The following is a 21,258-nucleotide window of genomic DNA, read 5'->3' on the forward strand; positions in this document are numbered from 1 at the left end:
TTTAGCGTCTTGCGACGTTAAGAATCCGTATCTTCGAGTGCCCACACAGATTGTCTGATAAATTGTTAAAGAGCAGTTGCGACGCGGCTTTCAGCTCACTGTCGCGAGGTGGCGTATATTACGCTTTCCTCTTTCAGAGTCAACCCTGAATTTCAGGATTTTTTCTCTTCAACCGAACCGACTGTTTGTGTGAAGTGATTCACATCCGCCGTGTCGATGGAGGCGCATTATAGGGAGTCGTTTCAGGAAGACAAGCGGAAAAATGCATTTTTATTTCAACCGCTCATCTTTTAATCGTTACGCCGATTTTTGCTGCTTTTTTATCGCTTGCGGCAGGTCTGCCAGGCTATTTAACACCCAATCCGCTGCATTTTCAGCTTCAGGGGTAACAGGTTTCCCCGTACGCACCAGCACTTTTGTTCCCACGTTCGCCGCAGCCGCTGCCTGCATATCTTCTAATTTATCGCCCACCATATAAGAAGCGGCCATATCAATATGCAAATAATCGCGTGCTGACAAAAGCATTCCTGGATGTGGTTTACGGCAATCGCAGACCTGGCGAAACTCTTCAATACTGCCCTGCGGATGATGCGGGCAATAATAGATGCCATCCAGATCGACATCACGGTCCGCCAGCGACCAGTCCATCCACTCGGTCAGCGTTTCAAACTGCGCTTCAGTAAATTTGCCGCGCGCAATACCAGACTGGTTCGTTACCACCACCAGCGCAAAGCCCATTTTTTTAAGCTCACGCATGGCGTCAATGACACCGTCGATAAATTCAAAGTTATCGATCTCATGGACATAGCCGTGATCGACATTAATGGTGCCGTCACGGTCAAGAAAAATTGCGGGTACGCTCTTCGCCACCTTTTATAACTCCTTAATAAGGCATGTGCCGCTAGTATCGCATGTTTCGACCTGCAAGAAAGTGCTCTTCGTATAAACCTGATTGATTTAGACGTCTGGATGCCTTAACATCCATTTCATTGACGGCTTTGACCGTATCAGGCAGTCGAAATGCCACGACTAACTTAATGACGATAATAAATAATCAATGATAAAACTTTCGAATATCACCAAAGTGTTCCACCAGGGCACCCGCACTATCCAGGCGTTAAACAACGTCAGTCTGCATGTGCCAACCGGACAAATTTATGGCGTTATCGGTGCCTCTGGCGCGGGTAAGAGTACGCTTATCCGTTGTGTAAACCTGCTGGAGCGCCCAACCGAGGGTAGCGTTCTGGTCGATGGCCAGGAACTGACCACGCTGTCAGAATCCGAGTTGACCAAAGCGCGCCGTCATATTGGCATGATTTTCCAGCACTTTAACCTGCTCTCTTCGCGTACTGTTTTTGGTAACGTGGCACTGCCGCTGGAGCTGGACAACACGCCAAAAGAGGAGATCAAACGTCGCGTGACGGAATTACTGGCGCTGGTTGGTCTTGGCGACAAACATGATAGCTACCCGTCGAATCTTTCCGGTGGGCAGAAACAGCGTGTGGCGATTGCTCGCGCATTAGCCAGCAATCCCAAAGTGTTGCTGTGCGATGAGGCCACCAGCGCACTGGACCCGGCAACCACGCGTTCTATTCTCGAACTGCTGAAAGACATCAACCGCCGTCTGGGTTTGACGATTCTGTTAATCACCCACGAAATGGACGTTGTGAAGCGTATTTGTGATTGCGTGGCGGTTATCAGCAATGGTGAGTTGATCGAGCAAGACACAGTAAGTGAAGTGTTCTCGCATCCGAAAACGCCGCTGGCACAGAAATTTATTCAGTCGACCCTGCATCTGGATATCCCGGAAGATTATCAGGAACGTCTGCAAGCGGAGCCGTTCACTGATTGTGTCCCCATGCTGCGCCTGGAGTTTACCGGTCAGTCAGTAGATGCCCCGTTGCTTTCTGAAACCGCACGTCGTTTCAACGTTAATAACAACATTATTAGCGCGCAGATGGATTACGCCGGAGGCGTTAAGTTCGGCATCATGCTGACCGAAATGCACGGTACACAACAAGATACGCAAGCCGCCATTGCCTGGCTGCAAGAACACCATGTAAAAGTAGAGGTACTGGGTTATGTCTGAGCCGATGATGTGGTTGCTGGTTCGTGGCGTATGGGAAACGCTGGCAATGACCTTCGTATCCGGTTTTTTCGGTTTTGTGATTGGTCTGCCGGTTGGCGTCCTGCTTTATGTCACACGTCCGGGGCAAATTATTGCTAACGCGAAGTTGTATCGTACCGTATCTGCGATTGTGAACATTTTCCGTTCCATTCCGTTCATTATTTTACTGGTATGGATGATTCCGTTTACTCGCATTATTGTCGGCACATCGATTGGTTTGCAGGCGGCGATTGTTCCGCTGACAGTTGGCGCAGCACCGTTTATTGCCCGTATGGTCGAAAACGCCCTGCTGGAGATCCCAACCGGGTTGATTGAAGCCTCCCGCGCAATGGGTGCCACACCGATGCAGATCGTGCGCAAAGTGCTGTTACCAGAGGCGTTGCCGGGTCTGGTAAATGCCGCAACTATCACCCTGATTACTCTGGTCGGTTATTCCGCGATGGGTGGTGCAGTCGGAGCCGGTGGTTTGGGTCAGATTGGCTATCAATATGGTTACATCGGCTATAACGCAACGGTGATGAATACGGTGCTGGTATTGCTGGTCATTCTGGTTTATTTAATTCAGTTCGCAGGCGATCGCATCGTCCGGGCTGTCACTCGCAAGTAACGTTCAACACAACATAAATAATTGAAGAAGGAATAAGGTATGGCGTTCAAACTCAAAACCTTTGCGGCAGTGGGAGCCCTGATTGGATCACTGGCACTGGTAGGCTGCGGTCAGGATGAAAAAGATCCAAACCACATTAAAGTCGGCGTGATTGTCGGTGCCGAACAGCAAGTTGCAGAAGTCGCGCAGAAAGTTGCGAAAGACAAATATGGCCTGGACGTTGAGCTGGTCACCTTCAACGACTACGTGCTACCGAACGAAGCATTAAGCAAAGGCGATATCGACGCCAACGCCTTCCAGCACAAACCGTACCTCGATCAGCAACTGAAGGATCGTGGCTACAAACTGGTTGCAGTAGGTAATACTTTTGTTTATCCGATTGCCGGTTATTCCAAGAAAATCAAATCACTGGATGAACTACCCAATGAAGCACAGGTTGCCGTACCGAATGATCCGACTAACCTCGGCCGTTCACTGCTGCTGCTGCAAAAAGTGGGGTTGATCAAGCTGAAAGATGGCGTAGGTCTGCTGCCGACCGTGCTTGATGTGGTTGAGAATCCTAAAAATCTGAAAATTGTTGAGCTGGAAGCACCGCAATTGCCACGTTCCCTGGACGATGCACAGATTGCTCTGGCGGTTATCAACACCACCTATGCCAGCCAGATTGGCCTGACTCCGGCGAAAGACGGTATCTTCGTGGAAGACAAAGAGTCTCCTTACGTAAACCTGATCGTGACCCGTGAAGATAACAAAGACGCGGAAAACGTGAAGAAATTCGTCCAGGCTTATCAGTCTGATGAAGTTTATGAAGCGGCAAATAAAGTGTTTAACGGCGGTGCGGTTAAAGGCTGGTAATTTTTAGGCTGTTTCCACAATTTGTAATATCATTCAGGACGGGCGCTTGCCCGTCTTGTCATTTTTACAAGCGCCTGATTCAATATTGACGTTTTGATCATACATTGAGGAAATACTATGCGTGCTTTACCGATCTGTTTATTAGCACTCATGCTAAGCGGCTGTTCTATGTTAAGCAGATCCCCTGTCGAATCCGTTCAAAGCACTGCACCCCAGCCGAAAGCGGAGCCTGCAAAACCGAAAGCGCCGCGCGCCACGCCGGTCCGAATTTATACCAATGCTGAAGAATTAGTCGGCAAACCGTTCCGCGATCTCGGTGAAGTCAGTGGCGACTCTTGCCAGGCCTCTAATCAGGATTCTCCACCGAGCATCCCAACCGCACGTAAGCGGATGCAAATCAATGCCTCCAAAATGAAAGCCAATGCGGTATTACTGCATAGCTGTGAAGTCACCAGCGGTACGCCAGGCTGCTATCGTCAGGCTGTGTGCATCGGTTCAGCGCTTAACATTACGGCGAAATGAGCAGTTTCCAGTTTGAGCAAATAGGTGTTATTCGCTCACCCTATAAAGAAAAATTCGCCGTTCCGCGCCAGCCTGGGCTGGTAAAAAGCGCCAACGGAGAACTGCACCTTATTGCTCCTTACAACCAGGCCGATGCCGTACGCGGCCTGGAAGCGTTCAGCCATTTATGGATCCTTTTCGTCTTTCATCAAACGATGGAAGGTGGCTGGCGCCCGACTGTGCGTCCGCCTCGTCTCGGCGGTAACGCCAGAATGGGCGTTTTCGCCACGCGTTCTACTTTTCGCCCTAACCCGATTGGGATGTCACTGGTAGAGCTGAAAGAGGTTGTTTGCCATAAAGATAACGTGATTCTGAAGCTCGGCGGTCTGGATCTGGTCGATGGTACGCCGGTGGTGGATATAAAACCTTACCTCCCCTTTGCCGAATCGCTTCCCGATGCCAGCGCCAGCTATGCGCAAAGCGCGCCAGTAGCAGAGATGGCGGTGAGATTTACCGCAGACGTCGAAAAGCAACTTTTGACGCTGGAGAAGCGTTATCCGCAGCTAACGCTGTTTATCCGCGAAGTACTGGCGCAGGACCCGCGCCCGGCCTATCGTAAAGGTGAAGACACAGGTAAAACCTATGCCGTCTGGCTGCATGATTTTAACGTCCGCTGGCGAGTCACCGAGACTGGTTTTGAAGTCTTTGCGCTGGAAGGGCGTTAAATTCACGCCCTTCTCTTTTGACATTTCTTCTGCACTGGTAAACTAAATCACTTTTTTTGTCCCAGGCTCGCCTTGAGCCTGTTCTACCTTCCAACTGGAACCGTAACAACATGCGTACTAGCCAATACCTGCTCTCCACTCTCAAGGAGACACCTGCCGACGCCGAGGTGATCAGCCATCAACTGATGCTACGCGCCGGGATGATCCGCAAGCTGGCCTCCGGGTTATATACCTGGCTGCCGACCGGCGTGCGCGTTCTGAAAAAAGTCGAAAACATCGTGCGTGAAGAGATGAACAACGCCGGTGCGATCGAGGTGTCGATGCCAGTGGTTCAGCCAGCCGATCTGTGGCAAGAGAGTGGTCGTTGGGAACAGTACGGTCCGGAACTGCTGCGTTTTGTTGACCGTGGCGAGCGTCCGTTCGTACTCGGCCCAACTCATGAAGAAGTTATTACCGACCTGATTCGTAATGAGCTGAGTTCTTACAAACAGTTACCGCTGAACTTCTATCAGATCCAGACCAAGTTCCGTGATGAAGTTCGTCCACGTTTCGGCGTCATGCGTTCCCGCGAATTCCTGATGAAAGATGCTTACTCTTTCCACACTTCTCAGGAATCCTTGCAGGAAACCTACGATGCAATGTATGCGGCCTACAGCAAAATCTTCAGCCGTATGGGGCTGGATTTCCGCGCCGTACAGGCCGACACCGGTTCTATCGGCGGCAGCGCCTCTCACGAATTCCAGGTGCTGGCACAGAGCGGTGAAGACGATGTGGTCTTCTCCGACACCTCTGACTACGCAGCTAACATTGAACTGGCAGAAGCTATCGCGCCGAAAGAACCGCGCGCTGCTGCAACTCAGGAAATGACGCTGGTTGATACACCGAACGCGAAAACCATCGCTGAACTGGTTGAACAGTTCAATCTGCCGATTGAAAAAACCGTTAAAACACTGCTGGTTAAAGCTGTTGAAGGCAGCAGCTTCCCGCTGGTTGCGCTGCTGGTGCGCGGTGACCACGAACTGAACGAAGTAAAAGCGGAGAAACTGCCGCAGGTTGCCAGCCCGCTGACTTTCGCAACCGAAGAAGAAATTCGTGCCGTCGTTAAAGCAGGCCCGGGTTCACTGGGTCCGGTAAACATGCCGATTCCGGTTGTAATTGACCGTACCGTTGCGGCGATGAGTGATTTTGCTGCCGGTGCTAACATCGACGGTAAACACTACTTTGGTATCAACTGGGATCGCGATGTCGCAACCCCGGAAGTTGCTGACATCCGTAACGTAGTGGCTGGCGATCCAAGCCCGGATGGTCAGGGTACGCTGCTGATCAAACGCGGTATCGAAGTCGGTCACATCTTCCAGTTGGGTACTAAGTATTCTGAAGCTCTGAAAGCCTCCGTACAGGGCGAAGATGGCCGCAACCAGATCCTGACTATGGGTTGCTACGGTATTGGGGTTACGCGTGTAGTGGCTGCGGCGATTGAGCAAAACTACGACGAGCGCGGCATCGTATGGCCTGACGCGATCGCACCGTTCCAGGTAGCTATTCTGCCGATGAACATGCACAAATCCTTCCGCGTACAAGAACTGGCCGAGAAACTTTACAGCGAACTGCGTGCGCAGGGAATCGAAGTCCTGCTGGATGACCGTAAAGAACGTCCGGGCGTGATGTTTGCCGATATGGAACTGATCGGTATTCCACACACTATCGTGCTGGGCGACCGTAACCTCGACAACGACGATATCGAATACAAATACCGTCGTAACGGCGAGAAGCAATTAATTAAGACCGGTGACATCGTCGATTATCTGGTGAAACAGATTAAAGGCTGATGCCAGAAAGGGTCCTGAATTTCAGGACCCTTTTTTACATGGATTGTATAAAATGAATAAACCAAAGGCGTACTGTCGTCTGCTTCTCCCTTGCTTTCTTTTACTTTCGGCCTGTACCGTTGATATTAGTCAGCCAGACTCATCAGCCACAGCGGTAGATGCCGAGGCGAAAACATGGGCAGTCAAATTCCAGCATCAAAGCTCTTTTACCGAACAATCAATAACTGAAATAACTGAATCTGACCTCAAGCCCGGCGATTTGCTGTTCTCCTCAAGCCTTGGGGTAACCTCATTCGGTATCCGCGTCTTCAGCACTTCCTCGGTGAGTCACGTTGCCATCTATTTAGGTGATAATAACGTCGCAGAAGCGACAGGCGCTGGCGTCCAGATTGTTTCCCTGAAAAAAGCCATGAAGCATAGTGATAAGCTTTTCGTCTTACGAGCCCCGGATCTTACCCCGCAACAAGCCACAGATATCACCGCGTTCGCCAACAAAATCAAAGATAGCGGGTATAACTATCGCGGCATTGTCGAATTTATTCCGTTTATGGTGACCCGCCAGATGTGCTCACTGAATCCTTTTTCCGCAGATTTCCGCCAACAGTGCGTCAGCGGCCTGGCGAAAGCGCAGTTAAGCAGTGTTGGCGAGGGGGACAAAAAATCGTGGTTTTGTTCGGAATTTGTCACGGATGCATTTGCCAAAGCCGGGCATCCGCTTACGCTGGCGCAGTCAGGTTGGATTAGTCCTGCCGATCTGATGCATATGCGTGCTGGCGATGTCTCTGCGTTTAGGCCAGAAGCACAGTTACAGTATGTTGGGCATCTGAAACCAGGGATTTATATCAAAACGGGTCGCTTCGTTGGACTGACCCGGTGATAAAAGCCAGTCTCAGAGTGTTTATGCCGGATGTGGATTAAACGTTTGATCACTCCTAAGGAATGGGGGGGTTTTGTAGGCATGATAAGACGCGCCAGCGTCGCATCAGGCGTTGTGCACAGAATGCCGGATGCGGTGTGAACATCTTATTCGACCTACAAAATCGTGCTAATTCAAAACATTGCAATCTACTCTGTAGGCCTGATAAGCGTAGCGCATCAGGCAATTTTGCGTTTGTTTCTGCCACAAGCAGGTTTACTGCCCCAAACTACTGCAATCCTGGTTCGGGAAAAATTTACCAGCCGTATCGGGCGCTAATACCTTAGTCGGTGCCCCGATATCCGGATTAGCCTCAAGCGTAAAGTGACCTTCTACTGACAGCAGCACCGGTTTTTCACTGCTGCCGCGAGCAGCCAGATAGCCTCGTTCCAGCTCTGCGTTATTTGCCACCGCGAATCGTTTTCCGGTCGCACAATCAGTAAAAGTTGCTGCGTCAGCCATATAAAAATACATGCCACGCATGGTCATCGGCGTCATGGGCAAGCTGGATTTTGCCGGTTCCAGTGTGTAGTTGAACTGCGATTCAATCGGATTACCTTCACGATCGAGCATCTCCAGCGCATCACCTTTTGCCCGATAATATGACTTTTCGCCTTTAGTATCGGTTAATACAAGTTTGTCTGCGGTTCTCGCCCATGTACCGTAGGAAGCAAAAGATGAAGGCTCTTCACGAGCGCCCAGATAGCGCTCATTCATTACCCAGGTTCCATCTTTTTCGAGAAACAAAGAGGTTTCGATCCCTTCACAATCAGCACACGGCAGCACACCACGCCAGCTTTGCGGCATCGGTTTCAGCTCGGCGGCCTGCGCTGGGGAAAGCATATCTACTTCAGCCCGATTATTACATCCCATTAGAGTAAAGAGACTGATTACCGTCATCGCTGCTACTATCGCTTTTCTCACCATCAATTCCTTCTTTTTATTCCCGACCGCTGCGCACTTTGCCACGCAACGCCTTCACGGTTGATTTTTGTGCTTTCGATACCAGCCTGCGCTCTTTCGATGCACGGGTAGGTCGCGTCGGTCGTCGGGATTTTTGTACCGTTGTTAATTCTTTAATCACTGCCACCAGTCGGGCCAGCGCCGCTTCGCGGTTCAGTTCCTGGCTGCGGTATTCCTGAGCCTTAATGACAATCACACCATCACTACTAATCAGGTGATGGCTGGCGGCGAGCAGGCGCTCTTTGTAATACTCTGGCAGGCTGGAGGCCCGAATGTCAAAACGCAGATGAATAGCCGTTGAGGTCTTATTGACATGCTGCCCGCCCGCCCCTTGAGCACGAATGGCGGTGATCTCAAGCTCGCCATCGGGGATAGCAACATGTCGGGAAATCACAATCATGACGGTTGTTGCCAGACAGTTAAGTTTACTTCCAGATTATTCTTATCATCCGATAACCAGATAATGCCGTCCTGAATCGTTGCCTGTAGTGTCATGGTGCGATCGGCAAAGGCACTCACTTTTGCCAGTTGCTCGTCGTCCAGATACCAGGCGGAAAGATTGGCAAACTGCGCGCATTTGTTCTGATTTTGCTGCCACCAGATCTGCGCCGCCCGACTATTATAGGCAAACAGCGCCACTTCCGCGGCCTGGGTGCAGGCTTTCTTAATTCGCCGCTCGTCCGGCAGCCCCAGTTCAATCCACAAATCAATACCTAAATGATCATTACGCAGCCACGCTTCCGGCTCGTCATCGGCACACAAACCACGGGTAAATTGCAGACGTTCATCGGCATATTTCAGCCATGCCAGAAGGCGCAGCATCATGCGCTCCTGAGTTTCTGAAGGGTGGCGCGCCAGCGTCAGAGAGGCATCGAGAAACTGGTTGCGGTCAAGATCGGCCACATTAACCGTCGCTTTATAAATTGTCGCTTTAAGCGCCATAAGAAAACTCCTTTCGAATCAGGAGGCCATTGTAACGGAATACGTGCAGTTGCGGCGCTGATATTGCAGAAATGAGTGTGGTATAGTCACCTTGCGAAACAGGGTTTATCTTCGTAGGCTTAGACTTGCATCCACGGTTAAGTCAGAGTGCTGACAGGAGGGCATGTGGAAAAATATTGTGAGTTAATACGCAAGCGGTACGCGGAAATCGCCAGCGGAGACTTAGGATACGTTCCGGACGCGCTGGGCTGCGTTTTGAAAGTGCTGAATGAAATGGCTGCCGACGATGCCCTTTCAGAGGCTGTCAGGGAAAAAGCAGCATACGCTGCGGCAAACTTACTGGTGAGCGATTATGTCAATGAATGATACGTATCAACCTATCAATTGTGATGATTACGATAATCTTGAGCTCGCCTGCCAGCATCACCTGTTGCTGACGCTGGAGCTGAAAGATGGCGAAAAATTGCAGGGTAAAGCCAATGATTTAGTGTCCCGCAAAAATGTGGAATATCTGGTCGTCGATGTCGCTGGCGAAACCCGCGAGTTGCGCCTGGATAAAATTACCAGCTTTAGCCATCCGGAAATCGGTACGGTAGTGGTGAGTGAGTCCTGATTCACTTTTGCCGGATGCGACGCATAGCGCGTCTTATCCGGCTATGCTGAACTAACTATTTCTCTGCCAGAAAAAACTTACACCAGCCTCATCTTCAGAAAAGCCTTCACGTGTAACAAAAATTCCCGCTGCCGCAATCAACGTTTCGCCATAAAACAGCAGTGGCGTAGTATCACGCAGCCACGGCGGCACGCCCAGTTCCTGCCAGATTTTCTTTAACTTACGTCCACCGTTGCGCCCGACAATGTGCAGCAATCCCGACGCCTTAAAACGAACGCTAACCGCTTCGTCAGCACGCGGAGGACGAATATCTCCTCCCGCAGTAAACTGCACACTTCCCAGATCAGCCGGTAATTCCAGCGGCTGTTGCCACGCCAGCCACGGCACAATGGTTTCGCTTTGTCCGGCAACGGATTTAATCCACCACAGTTGCGACAGATAGCGACGGATTTCAAACGCGCCAAAGCGCAAACAGGGGGAAGCATCTTCCCGCGCCAGTGCAACTTCTTGCCAAATCCGTACCAGCGCATCGCGGGAAGGCATCGGCGCATTCAGCCCATCCAGCCAGCGGCGGATAATCGCCGCGCGGCGGACATCGCTCATCGCCATCATTGGCGCAATCTGTAGCGTTCCCTGCGACGTTTGGCAGTGCGCTAAATCATCCGCCAGCAGTTCATCCAACAGGCTCTCTTGTTCAGCGCAAAGCGTGGCGCTGCGTGCCGTTGCTTCGGCAAAATGCGGCCAACGCTGCTGTAATAACGGCACCACGTGCAGGCGCAGGAAGTTACGATCGTAGCTATCGTCCTGATTACTTTCGTCTTCAATCCAGCGTAAGCCACGTTTATGTGCCCACTGCTCCAGCTCTCCACGTGTGCGAGTGAGCAACGGGCGGATAAGCCGGGTTCCGGCAAAATCAGATACTTCTCCCATAGCGGAAAGCCCGGCAGGGCCACTGCCACGTTTTAACGCCAGCAAAAAGGTTTCACATTGATCGTTAAGATGTTGTGCAGTGACCAGAACTTCTCCGGGTAACAGCGTTCGGGCAAATGCCTGATAACGCGCCTGCCGTGCCTGGGCCTCAATGCCTAACCCCTCTTGCGCAAGCTGCACGCGCTCAACCACCAGCGGCACCTGCCACTGCTGGCAGATATTTTCACAATGCACGACCCAGGCATCAGCATTAGCACTTAAACCGTGATGCACATGGATAGCGCGTAACGTGACGTCCGGATTTTCAGCCCGCCACTGCACCAGTTGATGCAGTAAAACGGTGGAGTCCAGTCCGCCACTAAAGGCCACCAGAATCTGGCGTGAGGCGAGAAGTTGAGTATTCAGCGTGAGTGTCATGATAGTGCGAATCTACAATAGAGATGCCCGGCACGTTACCGGGCAAATGCGGCGATGACAAGCCTTACTGCTCATACAGTTCCAGTGGCAGCCCGTCAGGATCGTTAAAGAACGTAAAGCGTTTTTGCGTATACGGGTCGACACGTATCGCTTCACATTTCACATTATGGCTTTCAAGGTGCGCCACTGCCGTATCAATATCATCAACGCTAAATGCCAGATGGCGCAGGCCGCAGGCTTCCGGTCGGCTGGGGCGCTCCGGTGGGAATGGAAATGAGAAAAGCTCAATCACGTACTGCCCGTTAAGCGCCAAATCCCCTTTCCACGAATCACGCGCTTCGCGATAAACTTCGCTTTGCAGCGTGAAGCCGAGAATATCGCAGTAGAAGGCTTTGCTCACCGCATAATCCGTCGCAATAATCGCAATATGGTGAACCTGTTTTAAACCCAACATAGAATCTCCTGCATTGATATGATACGCACGTGCATCGCTATATATTGATAATACGCACAAATTACAGGAAAGATGAATCAGACATTTATACTCGTCATACTTTAAGTTGCATGTGCTGCGTCTGCGTTCGCTCACACCAGTCACTTACTTATGTAAGCTCCTGGTGATTCACTCGCTTGTCGCCTTCCTGCAACTCGAATTATTTAGAGTATACTCTGATTTTAAAACAACATCTCAAACGCCTGTAATAGCGGTTGAGATGCGGTTTGGTGAAGCGCTTTGCGGGAGATTACTCTGCGCTATTCTTGCTAACACTCTCGGCAATGCGGCGCAAATATTCGTTATTCTTAAACGCTATCATAATTAATTCGAAAGTCATACGACAGCTTATAAGGCCAATGACGGTATAAGCTACCCCTAAGATAATGTTTCCGCTAAATATGGAGAAGACGCCGCCTATCAGTGTCAGCACCATAGCCAGCCAGTAAAAAAACACCAGAACACGCGGCATAAGAAGATGATCAAATCCTAAAATTGCTTTCATATTTTATCCTTAAAAATTCTATGAGATTGATAAATTTATATTATTTTTGACCACTGTGTATATTTGTATATGCCTCCGAAATCGGAGTTATCAACATGAGTTCAAGAATTTTATGGCAGGGGAAAACGAAAGAAAGATTATCTAAATGTATTTATAATATGACTAAATAAACTACATAGAAAAAAAGGCCACCGAAGTGACCCTTTTCAGAAAATTTGCTGATTACGCGTAACCGTAGCTCATCAGTCGCTGATAACGACGATTTTTTAAATCTTCAGTGCTTAACACGTCGAGATCGGCCAGATCCGCCAGCAGTTGCGCTTTCAGAGACGCAGCCATCGCTTCCGGGTTACGGTGAGCGCCGCCCAACGGTTCCGGGATGATGGAGTCAATCAGTTTCAGTTCTTTCAGACGCGGAGCGATGATGCCCATCGCTTCAGCCGCCAGCGGGGCCTTGTCTGCGCTCTTCCAGAGGATAGAGGCACAACCTTCCGGCGAGATAACGGAATAGGTGCTGTATTGCAGCATATTCACTTTATCGCCCACGCCAATGGCCAGCGCACCGCCAGAACCACCTTCACCGATAACCGTACAAACGACCGGTACGCCGAGGCGAGACATTTCACGCAGGTTACGCGCGATGGCTTCAGACTGACCACGTTCTTCTGCGCCCACACCCGGATAAGCCCCAGGGGTGTCGATAAAGGTGATGATTGGCATCTTAAAGCGTTCAGCCATTTGCATCAGACGCAGTGCTTTGCGGTAACCTTCTGGCGCTGGCATACCAAAGTTACGACGAATTTTCTCTTTGGTTTCACGGCCTTTCTGATGACCAATGATCATCACCGGACGACCGTCAAGACGGGCGATACCACCGACGATAGCTTTGTCATCTGCATACGCGCGGTCGCCTGCCAGTTCGTCAAATTCATCAAATGCCAGGCGAACGTAATCCAGGGTATAAGGGCGCTGTGGATGGCGTGCCAGTTGGGCAATCTGCCATGCACCGAGATCGGCGAAGATTTTACGCGTCAGTTCTACGCTTTTTTCACGCAGACGATGCACTTCTTCATCGATGTTAATATCCAGTTTCTCATCCTGGCGGCTAACCGCAGTCAGAGAATCGATTTTCGCTTCCAGCTCTGCAATCGGCTGTTCAAAATCAAGGAAATTCAGACTCATAGTATTCCTGTATTAGTCAAACTCCAGTTCCACCTGCTCCGAACCAATGAGGCCACGGAGATCGTTTAACAAACGATCGCTCGGAGAGACACGCCACGTCGCGCCAAAACGCAACCGTGCACGTGCATCCGCCCTCTGATAGTAGAGATGTACTGGAATTGTCCCAGAGCGGTGGGGTTCCAGAGACTGACGGAGTCGGTTTAAAAGCTGGTCATCAATTTGCCTGTCCGTCAGCGAGATAGCAAGCCCGCGAGCATATTTTTCCCGGGCTTCGTCAATATCCATCACTTCGCGAGCGGTCATTTTAAGCCCACCGCTGAAGTCATCAAAGCTGACCTGTCCGCTGACGATAAGTATGCGGTCTTTTTCCAGCAATTGCTGGTATTTATCCAGGGCGTCAGTAAATAACATCACTTCCAGCCGCCCGGAACGGTCATCCAGCGTGCAGATACCGATACGATTGCCGCGCTTGGTGACCATAACCCGCGCGGCAACAACGAGCCCCGCAGCCGTGGTGACTTTACCACGTTCTGTCGGGTGCATGTCTTTCAGCCTTACGCCTCCGACATAACGCTCAATCTCTTTTAAATACTGGTTGATCGGGTGACCCGTCAGGTACAGACCCAACGTTTCGCGCTCCCCATCTAACACCACCTGCTCCGGCCACGGCTGGCAGCTAGCGTAGGATTGTTCAATTTGTTCCGGCTCTTCTGCCAGCACGCCGAACATATCGGCCTGGCCGATGGCTTCCGCTTTCGCGTGTTGATCTGCCGCTTTTAACGCATCGCCCAGCGAGTTCATTAACGCCGCGCGGTGTGGCCCCAGGCGGTCAAATGCCCCTGACATGATCAGTTTTTCCAGCACCCGCCGGTTCAGTTTTTTGGTGTCGGTACGGGCGCAAAGATCAAACAGTTCGCGGAAGTAGCCACCTTTATTACGGGCTTCGATGATGGCCTCAATTGGCCCTTCACCCACCCCTTTGATAGCGCCAATACCATACACGATTTCCCCGTCATCGTTGACGTGGAAATGGTAAAGACCGGAGTTTATATCTGGCGGCAGGATTTTAAGGCCCATCCGCCAGCACTCATCCACCAGGCCAACCACTTTCTCGGTATTGTCCATATCGGCAGTCATTACCGCCGCCATAAACTCTGCCGGATAGTGCGCTTTCAGCCATAACGTTTGATAAGACACCAAAGCATAGGCCGCAGAGTGCGATTTGTTAAATCCGTAACCCGCGAATTTCTCTACCAGGTCGAAGATTTTCATCGCCAGTTCGGCATTGATGCCGTTCTTTTCTGCACCTTCGGCAAAAACAGAACGCTGCTTGGCCATCTCTTCCGGCTTTTTCTTACCCATCGCACGACGCAGCATATCCGCGCCGCCGAGGGTATAGCCAGAAAGTACCTGGGCAATCTGCATTACCTGTTCCTGATACAGGATAATACCGTAAGTTGGCTCCAGAACCGGTTTCAGGCTTTCATGCTGCCACTGCACGTCTGGGTAGGAGATCTCCTCGCGACCATGTTTACGGTCGATAAAGTTATCCACCATCCCTGATTGCAACGGACCTGGGCGGAACAGCGCCACCAGTGCGATCATATCTTCGAAGCAGTCAGGTTGTAGACGCTTGATCAAATCTTTCATGCCGCGCGATTCAAGCTGGAATACCGCTGTGGTTTCCGAGCGTTGCAGCATGTCGAAACTTTTCTTGTCATCCAGCGGGATCGCGGCGATATCCAGCGGCGGCTCGCCATTTTTCGCCCGCCGCTTGTTGATCATCTCCAGCGCCCAGTTGATGATGGTGAGAGTACGCAGGCCGAGGAAGTCGAACTTCACCAGTCCGGCGTATTCAACGTCGCTTTTATCAAACTGAGTGACCGGATGTTTGCCTTCTTCATCGCAATAAAGCGGCGCAAAATCGGTAATTTTGGTCGGCGCGATAACCACCCCACCGGCGTGTTTACCCGCGTTACGGGTAACCCCTTCCAGTTTACGCGCCATGTCGATCAGCGCCTTAACTTCTTCATCCGCTTCGTAAATTTCTGGCAACTGCGGCTCGGCTTCAAACGCTTTCGCCAGCGTCATCCCCGGATCTGGCGGGATCAGTTTCGAGATACGATCGACAAAGCCATACGGATGCCCCAGCACGCGACCTACGTCGCGGATCACCGCTTTTGCCGCCATCGTACCGAAGGTGATGATCTGCGATACCGCATCGCGACCGTACATGTCCGCCACATGTTCGATAACCTGGTCGCGTTTCTCCATACAGAAGTCAACGTCGAAGTCAGGCATGGAGACACGTTCCGGGTTAAGGAAACGTTCGAACAGCAGGTCGAATTCTAGCGGATCGAGGTCAGTGATTTTCAGCGCGTAGGCCACCAGTGACCCCGCACCGGAACCACGGCCAGGCCCTACCGGTACACCGTTATCCTTCGACCACTGGATAAATTCCATAACGATGAGAAAGTAGCCAGGGAAGCCCATCTGGTTGATAACCTGGAGTTCAGTATCCAGACGCTCGTCATATTCCGGGCGGCGCTTAAGACGTTCTTCTTCGTCAGGGAATAAAAATGCCAGACGCTCTTCCAGACCTTCTTTTGCTCGCTTAACCAGATAATCTTCGGTGCTCATGTCCCCGGTCGGGAACTGCGGCAGGAAGTATTCACCAAGACGCACGGTCACGTTACAACGTTTGGCAATCTCCACGGTGTTAGCAAGTGCTTCCGGGATGTCGGCAAACAGCTCGCACATCTCCTCTTCGCTACGCATATATTGCTGCGGCGAATAGTTACGCGGACGTTTGGGATCGTCGAGGGTAAAGCCGTCGTGGATCGCGACGCGGATTTCGTGCGCGTCGAAATCACTGCTGTCAATAAAGCGCACGTCGTTGGTTGCCACAACAGGCAAACCGCGCCTTTCCGCCAGTTCCACCGCCGCGTGCAAATAGCTTTCTTCATCCGGCCTGCCGGTGCGAATCAATTCGAGAAAATAGCGATCCGGGAAGTGCTCTTCATAAAACGCGACACACTCATCTACCAGTGCGCTGTTACCACGCAAAAGGCTGCGCCCGACGTCGCCCATGCGTCCGCCGGAGAGGAGGAGCAACCCTTCGTTTAATTCGATAAGCCAGTCGCGATCGATGATCGGCCCGGCGGCACCATACCCGCGCTGATACGCTTTTGAGATCAGCAACGTCAGATTCTGATAGCCGGTATTGTTCGCCGCCAGCACCGTCAGGTGGGTTAACTCATCACCCAGCAGGTCGCACTGGACATTAAAATCCGCCCCGACGATAGGCTTAATCCCTGCGCCATGTCCCGCTCCGTAGAACTTCACCAGACCGCAAAGGTTGGTGAAATCAGTGATCGCCAGTGCCGGCATCCCCAACGCCGCCGCCTTTTTTACCAGCGGCGCGGTTTTTGCCAGACCATCGATCATCGAGTAGTCGCTGTGCACCCGTAGGTGAACGAAACGTGGTTCAGACATCTTCAGATTCCGGTTTACTTAATCTCGACACAAGAATCAGGACGCAAGTCCCAGTGCGCGTTTGACAGGGCCAAAGCTGCGCCGATGGTGTTCGGTCGCACCGTGTTCAGCCAGTTTTTCCAGATGAAAAGCCGTTGGATACCCTTTGTGTTGGGCAAATCCATATTGTGGGTAAATGATGTCCAGCTCCGCCATTTCAGCATCGCGTGTCACTTTCGCCAGGATAGACGCCGCACTGATTTCCGGCACGCGACTGTCGCCTTTAACAACCGCCATCGATGGCATCGGTAATTTCGGGCAGCGGTTACCATCAATCAACACATATTCCGGCGCAATATGCAGCCCCGCTACGGCACGCTGCATCGCCAGCATGGTTGCGTGTAAAATATTCAGTTCGTCGATTTCATGAGGTTCCGCGCGACCCAGACTCCAGCTTAACGCCTTCTCTTTGATCTCTTCACAGAGCGCCAGACGGCGTTTTTCACTCAGCTTTTTGGAATCATTCAACCCGACAATCGGGCGCGCCGGATCGAGGATCACGGCAGCGGTAACGACCGCACCGACCAACGGCCCGCGCCCAACTTCATCCACACCTGCAACAAGCTGCGTATGCGGATAAACAAATTCGATCATTGTGCTAACTCCAGAACGGCCTGCGCCGCCTGCTCATCGGCATTGCAGCGGATCTGCTGATGCAGCTCGCGGAAAGTGTCGTGCATCGCATGGCTGGTTTTACCATTCGCCAACAGCGGTAACAGCGCCGCAGCCAGTTTTTGCGGCTCACACTCTTCCTGCAATAACTCTTTGACTAACTCTCTGCCCGCCAGCAAATTTGGCAGTGAGACATAATCAGTTTTCACCAGCCGTTTCGCCAGCCAGAAGGTGAAAGGCTTCATACGATAGCCCACCACCATCGGGCATTTCGCCAGCATACACTCCAGTGCTGCCGTGCCCGACGCCAGTAGCGCCGCATCGCTGGCGACCATCGCCTCACGGCCCATCCCATCCAGCAAATGAACCGACAGGTCTGGCGCGACTTCAGCTTTGATGCGTTCAAACTGCTCGCGGCGTTTGGCATTCACCAGCGGCACCACAATCTCAAGATCCGGATATGTCTGGCGCAAAAGCTGGGCCGTTTTCAGGAAATCGGCACTAAGCATTTCGACTTCCGCGCCACGGCTCCCCGGCAGCAACGCCAGGCAGTGGGCATCGTGAGGGATCCCCAACACATCTCGTGCGGCATTTTTATCTGGATCTAACGGCATGGCATCAGCCATTGTGTGGCCGATAAAACGGCACGGCACGTTGTATTTGTCGTAAAACGCTTTTTCGAAAGGCAGAAATGCGAGGACTAAATCAGTGGCTCTGCCTATTTTGAAAACGCGTTTCTGTCGCCACGCCCACACGGACGGACTGACATAATGAATGGTTTTGATACCCTGCTTTTTGAGGTTACCTTCGAGGGTAATATTGAAGTCAGGCGCATCAATGCCAACAAAAACATCTGGCTTCAGTTCGCCAAAACGCTTTGTCAGATCGGCACGAATATGCAGTAAGCGACGCAGACGACCAAGCACTTCAACAATGCCCATCACCGCCAGTTCTTCCATTTCGTACCAGGCTTCGCAGCCTTCAGCCTGCATCCGTGGCCCGGCAACACCGACAAAGCGGGCGTTGGGCACACGTTCTTTCAGAGCGCGGATTAAACCGGCTCCCAGGATATCGCCGGAGGTTTCTCCGGCGACCAGGGCAATCGTTAATGGACGCTGTTCAGCCATTAACGAATCAGACCGCGCGTTGAGCGAGCAAAGAAATCGGCAAAGGCTTTCACTTCCGGATGCGTTTCCGCCAGTTCAGCAATTTCCGGTTTCACTTCATCAAGCGTTTTACCGCTGCGATAAATCAGCTTGTACGCATTGCGGATAGCGGTAATCGCCTCACGGCTGAATCCGCGGCGCTTCAGCCCTTCGATATTGACACCGAACGGCGTTGCGTGGTTACCCTGCGCAATGACATAAGGAGGGACGTCCTGTGCCACACCGGAGCAACCGCCAACCATCACATGCGCACCAATGATGCAGAACTGATGGACTGCGGTCATGCCGCCGATGATCGCAAAGTCGTCTACCGATACGTGCCCCGCCAGCGTTGCGTTGTTGGCGAGAATGCAGCGGTTACCTACCGTACAATCGTGCGCAATGTGCGCATTGATCATCAGTAAGTTGTCGCTGCCCACCTTCGTCAATCCACCGCCCTGGACTGTGCCACGATGAATGGTGACGCTTTCGCGAATGCGGTTACGATCGCCAATCTCCACACGGGTCGGTTCGCCAGCATATTTCAGATCCTGGTTAACTTCACCGATGGAGGCGAACTGATAAATCTCATTGTCGCGGCCAATTTTAGTATGACCATTCACGACAACGTGAGATTTCAGTACGGTATTCTCACCAATTTCGACATGGGGTCCAACGATACAAAAAGGACCAATGTGAGCGTTGGCACCAATCGACGCGCCCTCTTCCACAATGGCGGTTGGATGCACAAAGGCGGATTTATCAATCACGTATCAGGCCTCCCGGCTACGAGCACACATCATCGTTGCTTCGCAAACTACCTTACCGTCGACCAGAGCAACCCCTTTAAAACGGGTCAGGCCACGGCGCGTTTTTTCGAAAGTGACTTCCATGATCATTTGATCGCCTGGTACAACCGGGCGCTTGAAGCGCGCTTCATCAATACCGGCGAAGTAGTAAAGTTCACCCGGTTCCAGTTTTCCTACGCTTTTAAACGCCAGAATACCTGTTGCCTGTGCCATAGCTTCCAGAATCAGCACTCCCGGGAAAATCGGTTTTCCAGGGAAATGGCCCTGGAAGAATGGCTCATTGACAGAGACATTTTTAACTGCGCGCAGAAAACGACCTTCTTCAAAATCCAGCACGCGATCCACCAGTAAGAATGGGAAACGGTGCGGTAGAAGTTCTAAAATCTCTTCAATCTGCAGAGTATGAGTGTTAGTAGTCAAGATACTCTTCCTGTCAAAATATAAGAAACGATAATAATAACACGGCCTGCCGCAATCGTAAGAATGAGACAGGCCGTAAAGTTTGGCGAACAATAGATGGAACGTTAGTCTTGCTGATTAACCTTGCGCTCAAGCGATTTCAGACGCTTGCTCATATCATCAATGTTCATCACCAGTGCAGCGGTTTTGCGCCAGACTTTGTTGGGTTGCAGCGGAATGCCTGAGGAATAGACGCCAGGTTCAGTAATAGGACGCATCACCATACCCATGCCCGTAACCGTCACTTTATCGCATATTTCCATATGCCCGTTGATTACGCTGGCACCGCCGATCATGCAGTAACGACCAATTTTCAGGCTGCCCGCCATAATGACGCCACCGGCAACCGCCGTATTGTCGCCAATCACGACGTTATGTGCAATCTGACACTGATTATCAATGATCACGCCATTGCCGATCACCGTGTCATCCAGCGCGCCGCGATCGATGGTAGTACAGGCACCAATCTCCACGCGATCGCCAATAATCACGCGACCAATCTGTGGGATCTTCACCCAGTTACCACGATCGTTGGCATAGCCAAAGCCGTCTGCACCGATCACAGTTCCGGATTGGATCAGGCAATTCTGACCGATCTGGATCTCATGGTAAATGGTTACGTTCGCCCAAAGGCGCGAACCTGCGCCGATTTTGCTGTTTTTACCAACGAAGCAACCGGCACCGATAATCACGTTATCACCCAGCTCAACGCCGGACTCAATGACCGCGTTAGCGCCAATTGAGACGTTGTTACCCAGCTTCGCCGTTGCATCAATCACCGCACTTGGTGCAATGTTCTGCGCGGGCTGCGGCGTGGTATCTAAAATTTGCGCCATGCGCGCGTAAGTCAGGTAGGGATTCTTCACTACCAGTGCGGCACTTTTCGCGAAAGGAAGATCGTCCTGGGTCATCACAACCGCGGACGCCTGGCACAAGCCTAAATGTTCACGGTATTTAGGATTAACCATGAACGTAATATGACCTGTTTGTGCAGATTGCATGGACGCAACGCCGGTGATGACGATATCGCCATCACCGTGTAGTTCTGCATCCAACTGCTGCGCTAAATCAGCCAGTCGAATTGAAGGCATTA

Annotated in this window: 23 protein-coding genes; 9 read left to right on the forward strand and 14 right to left on the reverse strand. The window is 51.6% G+C overall.

The window, feature by feature from the left end; all coding sequences use genetic code 11:
* Positions 1–297: 297 nt before the first annotated feature.
* Positions 298–870 (reverse strand): D-glycero-beta-D-manno-heptose 1,7-bisphosphate 7-phosphatase, encoded by a 573-nt coding sequence (gmhB, locus tag BEA93_RS10830; protein WP_016249638.1) that lies wholly within the window; start codon positions 868–870, stop codon positions 298–300.
* A gap of 187 nt (positions 871–1,057) precedes the next feature.
* Between gmhB and metN the strand changes: the two genes are divergently transcribed.
* From metN to BEA93_RS10865, 7 genes are all read left to right on the forward strand, one after another.
* On the forward strand, positions 1,058–2,089 hold the full coding sequence (metN, locus tag BEA93_RS10835; protein ID WP_105224944.1) for a methionine ABC transporter ATP-binding protein MetN: 1,032 nt from the start codon (positions 1,058–1,060) through the stop codon (positions 2,087–2,089).
* A complete protein-coding gene (locus tag BEA93_RS10840; RefSeq protein ID WP_001517783.1) occupies positions 2,082–2,735 on the forward strand; it encodes a methionine ABC transporter permease MetI in 654 nt (217 codons plus the stop codon). Before metN ends, BEA93_RS10840 begins: the two co-directional genes overlap by 8 nt.
* Positions 2,736–2,774: 39 nt before the next feature.
* A complete protein-coding gene (metQ, locus tag BEA93_RS10845; RefSeq protein WP_000874673.1) occupies positions 2,775–3,590 on the forward strand; it encodes a methionine ABC transporter substrate-binding lipoprotein MetQ in 816 nt (271 codons plus the stop codon).
* Positions 3,591–3,707: 117 nt separating this feature from the next.
* The gene (gene rcsF / locus BEA93_RS10850) at positions 3,708–4,112 is read left to right on the forward strand and encodes an Rcs stress response system protein RcsF (RefSeq protein ID WP_001202319.1); all 405 of its coding nucleotides are present in this window, start codon (positions 3,708–3,710) and stop codon (positions 4,110–4,112) included.
* Positions 4,109–4,816, forward strand: a complete 708-nt coding sequence (tsaA, locus tag BEA93_RS10855) for a tRNA (N6-threonylcarbamoyladenosine(37)-N6)-methyltransferase TrmO (protein WP_105224943.1) — start codon at positions 4,109–4,111, stop codon at positions 4,814–4,816. Before rcsF ends, tsaA begins: the two co-directional genes overlap by 4 nt.
* A gap of 110 nt (positions 4,817–4,926) precedes the next feature.
* Complete coding sequence (gene proS, locus BEA93_RS10860; protein WP_001260711.1) at positions 4,927–6,645, forward strand: proline--tRNA ligase; 1,719 nt, start codon at positions 4,927–4,929, stop codon at positions 6,643–6,645.
* 52 nt (positions 6,646–6,697) lie between these two features.
* Positions 6,698–7,522 carry a YaeF family permuted papain-like enzyme gene (locus BEA93_RS10865; protein ID WP_016249636.1) on the forward strand — a complete coding sequence of 275 codons (825 nt, stop codon included), beginning with the start codon at positions 6,698–6,700 and terminating at the stop codon, positions 7,520–7,522.
* 255 nt (positions 7,523–7,777) lie between these two features.
* Here the strand turns inward: BEA93_RS10865 and nlpE are convergent, their stop codons facing one another.
* The 3 genes from nlpE to BEA93_RS10880 are packed head-to-tail and all read right to left on the reverse strand — an operon-like array spanning position 7,778 to position 9,466.
* On the reverse strand, positions 7,778–8,488 hold the full coding sequence (gene nlpE, locus BEA93_RS10870) for an envelope stress response activation lipoprotein NlpE (RefSeq protein WP_000251764.1): 711 nt from the start codon (positions 8,486–8,488) through the stop codon (positions 7,778–7,780).
* Positions 8,489–8,501: 13 nt separating this feature from the next.
* Positions 8,502–8,924, reverse strand: a complete 423-nt coding sequence (arfB, locus tag BEA93_RS10875) for an alternative ribosome rescue aminoacyl-tRNA hydrolase ArfB (protein WP_000635552.1) — start codon at positions 8,922–8,924, stop codon at positions 8,502–8,504.
* Positions 8,921–9,466 carry a YaeQ family protein gene (locus tag BEA93_RS10880; protein ID WP_105224942.1) on the reverse strand — a complete coding sequence of 182 codons (546 nt, stop codon included), beginning with the start codon at positions 9,464–9,466 and terminating at the stop codon, positions 8,921–8,923. Before BEA93_RS10880 ends, arfB begins: the two co-directional genes overlap by 4 nt.
* 165 nt (positions 9,467–9,631) lie before the next feature.
* On the opposite strand from BEA93_RS10880, the gene BEA93_RS10885 reads away from it, so the two are divergent.
* Both BEA93_RS10885 and rof read left to right on the forward strand, forming a co-directional pair.
* On the forward strand, positions 9,632–9,832 hold the full coding sequence (locus BEA93_RS10885; protein ID WP_000417058.1) for a YaeP family protein: 201 nt from the start codon (positions 9,632–9,634) through the stop codon (positions 9,830–9,832).
* Entirely contained in the window at positions 9,819–10,079 is a 261-nt protein-coding gene (rof, locus tag BEA93_RS10890; RefSeq protein ID WP_001517780.1) for a Rho-binding antiterminator, read from the forward strand. Before BEA93_RS10885 ends, rof begins: the two co-directional genes overlap by 14 nt.
* A gap of 51 nt (positions 10,080–10,130) precedes the next feature.
* Here the strand turns inward: rof and tilS are convergent, their stop codons facing one another.
* The 10 genes from tilS to lpxD all read right to left on the reverse strand — a co-directional run bounded on the left by tilS (position 10,131) and on the right by lpxD (position 21,256).
* Positions 10,131–11,426, reverse strand: coding sequence for a tRNA lysidine(34) synthetase TilS (tilS, locus tag BEA93_RS10895; protein ID WP_105224941.1), 1,296 nt, complete (start codon positions 11,424–11,426; stop codon positions 10,131–10,133).
* A gap of 64 nt (positions 11,427–11,490) precedes the next feature.
* Positions 11,491–11,880 carry a VOC family protein gene (locus tag BEA93_RS10900; protein ID WP_000901101.1) on the reverse strand — a complete coding sequence of 130 codons (390 nt, stop codon included), beginning with the start codon at positions 11,878–11,880 and terminating at the stop codon, positions 11,491–11,493.
* A gap of 289 nt (positions 11,881–12,169) precedes the next feature.
* Complete coding sequence (locus tag BEA93_RS10910; protein ID WP_000644312.1) at positions 12,170–12,424, reverse strand: DUF4282 domain-containing protein; 255 nt, start codon at positions 12,422–12,424, stop codon at positions 12,170–12,172.
* A 222-nt stretch (positions 12,425–12,646) separates the two neighbouring features.
* On the reverse strand, positions 12,647–13,606 hold the full coding sequence (accA, locus tag BEA93_RS10915; RefSeq protein ID WP_000055741.1) for an acetyl-CoA carboxylase carboxyl transferase subunit alpha: 960 nt from the start codon (positions 13,604–13,606) through the stop codon (positions 12,647–12,649).
* Between the two features lie 12 nt (positions 13,607–13,618).
* Positions 13,619–17,101: a DNA polymerase III subunit alpha gene (dnaE, locus tag BEA93_RS10920; RefSeq protein WP_105224940.1), complete on the reverse strand. Its 3,483-nt coding sequence runs from the start codon at positions 17,099–17,101 to the stop codon at positions 13,619–13,621.
* 36 nt (positions 17,102–17,137) lie between these two features.
* The gene (gene rnhB, locus BEA93_RS10925; RefSeq protein WP_000569435.1) at positions 17,138–17,734 is read right to left on the reverse strand and encodes a ribonuclease HII; all 597 of its coding nucleotides are present in this window, start codon (positions 17,732–17,734) and stop codon (positions 17,138–17,140) included.
* A complete protein-coding gene (lpxB, locus tag BEA93_RS10930) occupies positions 17,731–18,879 on the reverse strand; it encodes a lipid-A-disaccharide synthase (protein WP_000840596.1) in 1,149 nt (382 codons plus the stop codon). The genes rnhB and lpxB overlap by 4 nt, the downstream gene beginning before the upstream one ends.
* The gene (gene lpxA / locus BEA93_RS10935; RefSeq protein ID WP_000565976.1) at positions 18,879–19,667 is read right to left on the reverse strand and encodes an acyl-ACP--UDP-N-acetylglucosamine O-acyltransferase; all 789 of its coding nucleotides are present in this window, start codon (positions 19,665–19,667) and stop codon (positions 18,879–18,881) included. Before lpxA ends, lpxB begins: the two co-directional genes overlap by 1 nt.
* 3 nt (positions 19,668–19,670) lie before the next feature.
* Positions 19,671–20,126: a 3-hydroxyacyl-ACP dehydratase FabZ gene (gene fabZ / locus BEA93_RS10940; protein WP_000210739.1), complete on the reverse strand. Its 456-nt coding sequence runs from the start codon at positions 20,124–20,126 to the stop codon at positions 19,671–19,673.
* 104 nt (positions 20,127–20,230) lie between these two features.
* Entirely contained in the window at positions 20,231–21,256 is a 1,026-nt protein-coding gene (gene lpxD, locus BEA93_RS10945; RefSeq protein WP_001139277.1) for a UDP-3-O-(3-hydroxymyristoyl)glucosamine N-acyltransferase, read from the reverse strand.
* Between the last annotated feature and the right edge of the window lie 2 nt (positions 21,257–21,258).

This window comes from Escherichia sp. MOD1-EC5950 (assembly GCF_002965345.1).
GTDB lineage: Bacteria > Pseudomonadota > Gammaproteobacteria > Enterobacterales > Enterobacteriaceae > Escherichia > Escherichia marmotae.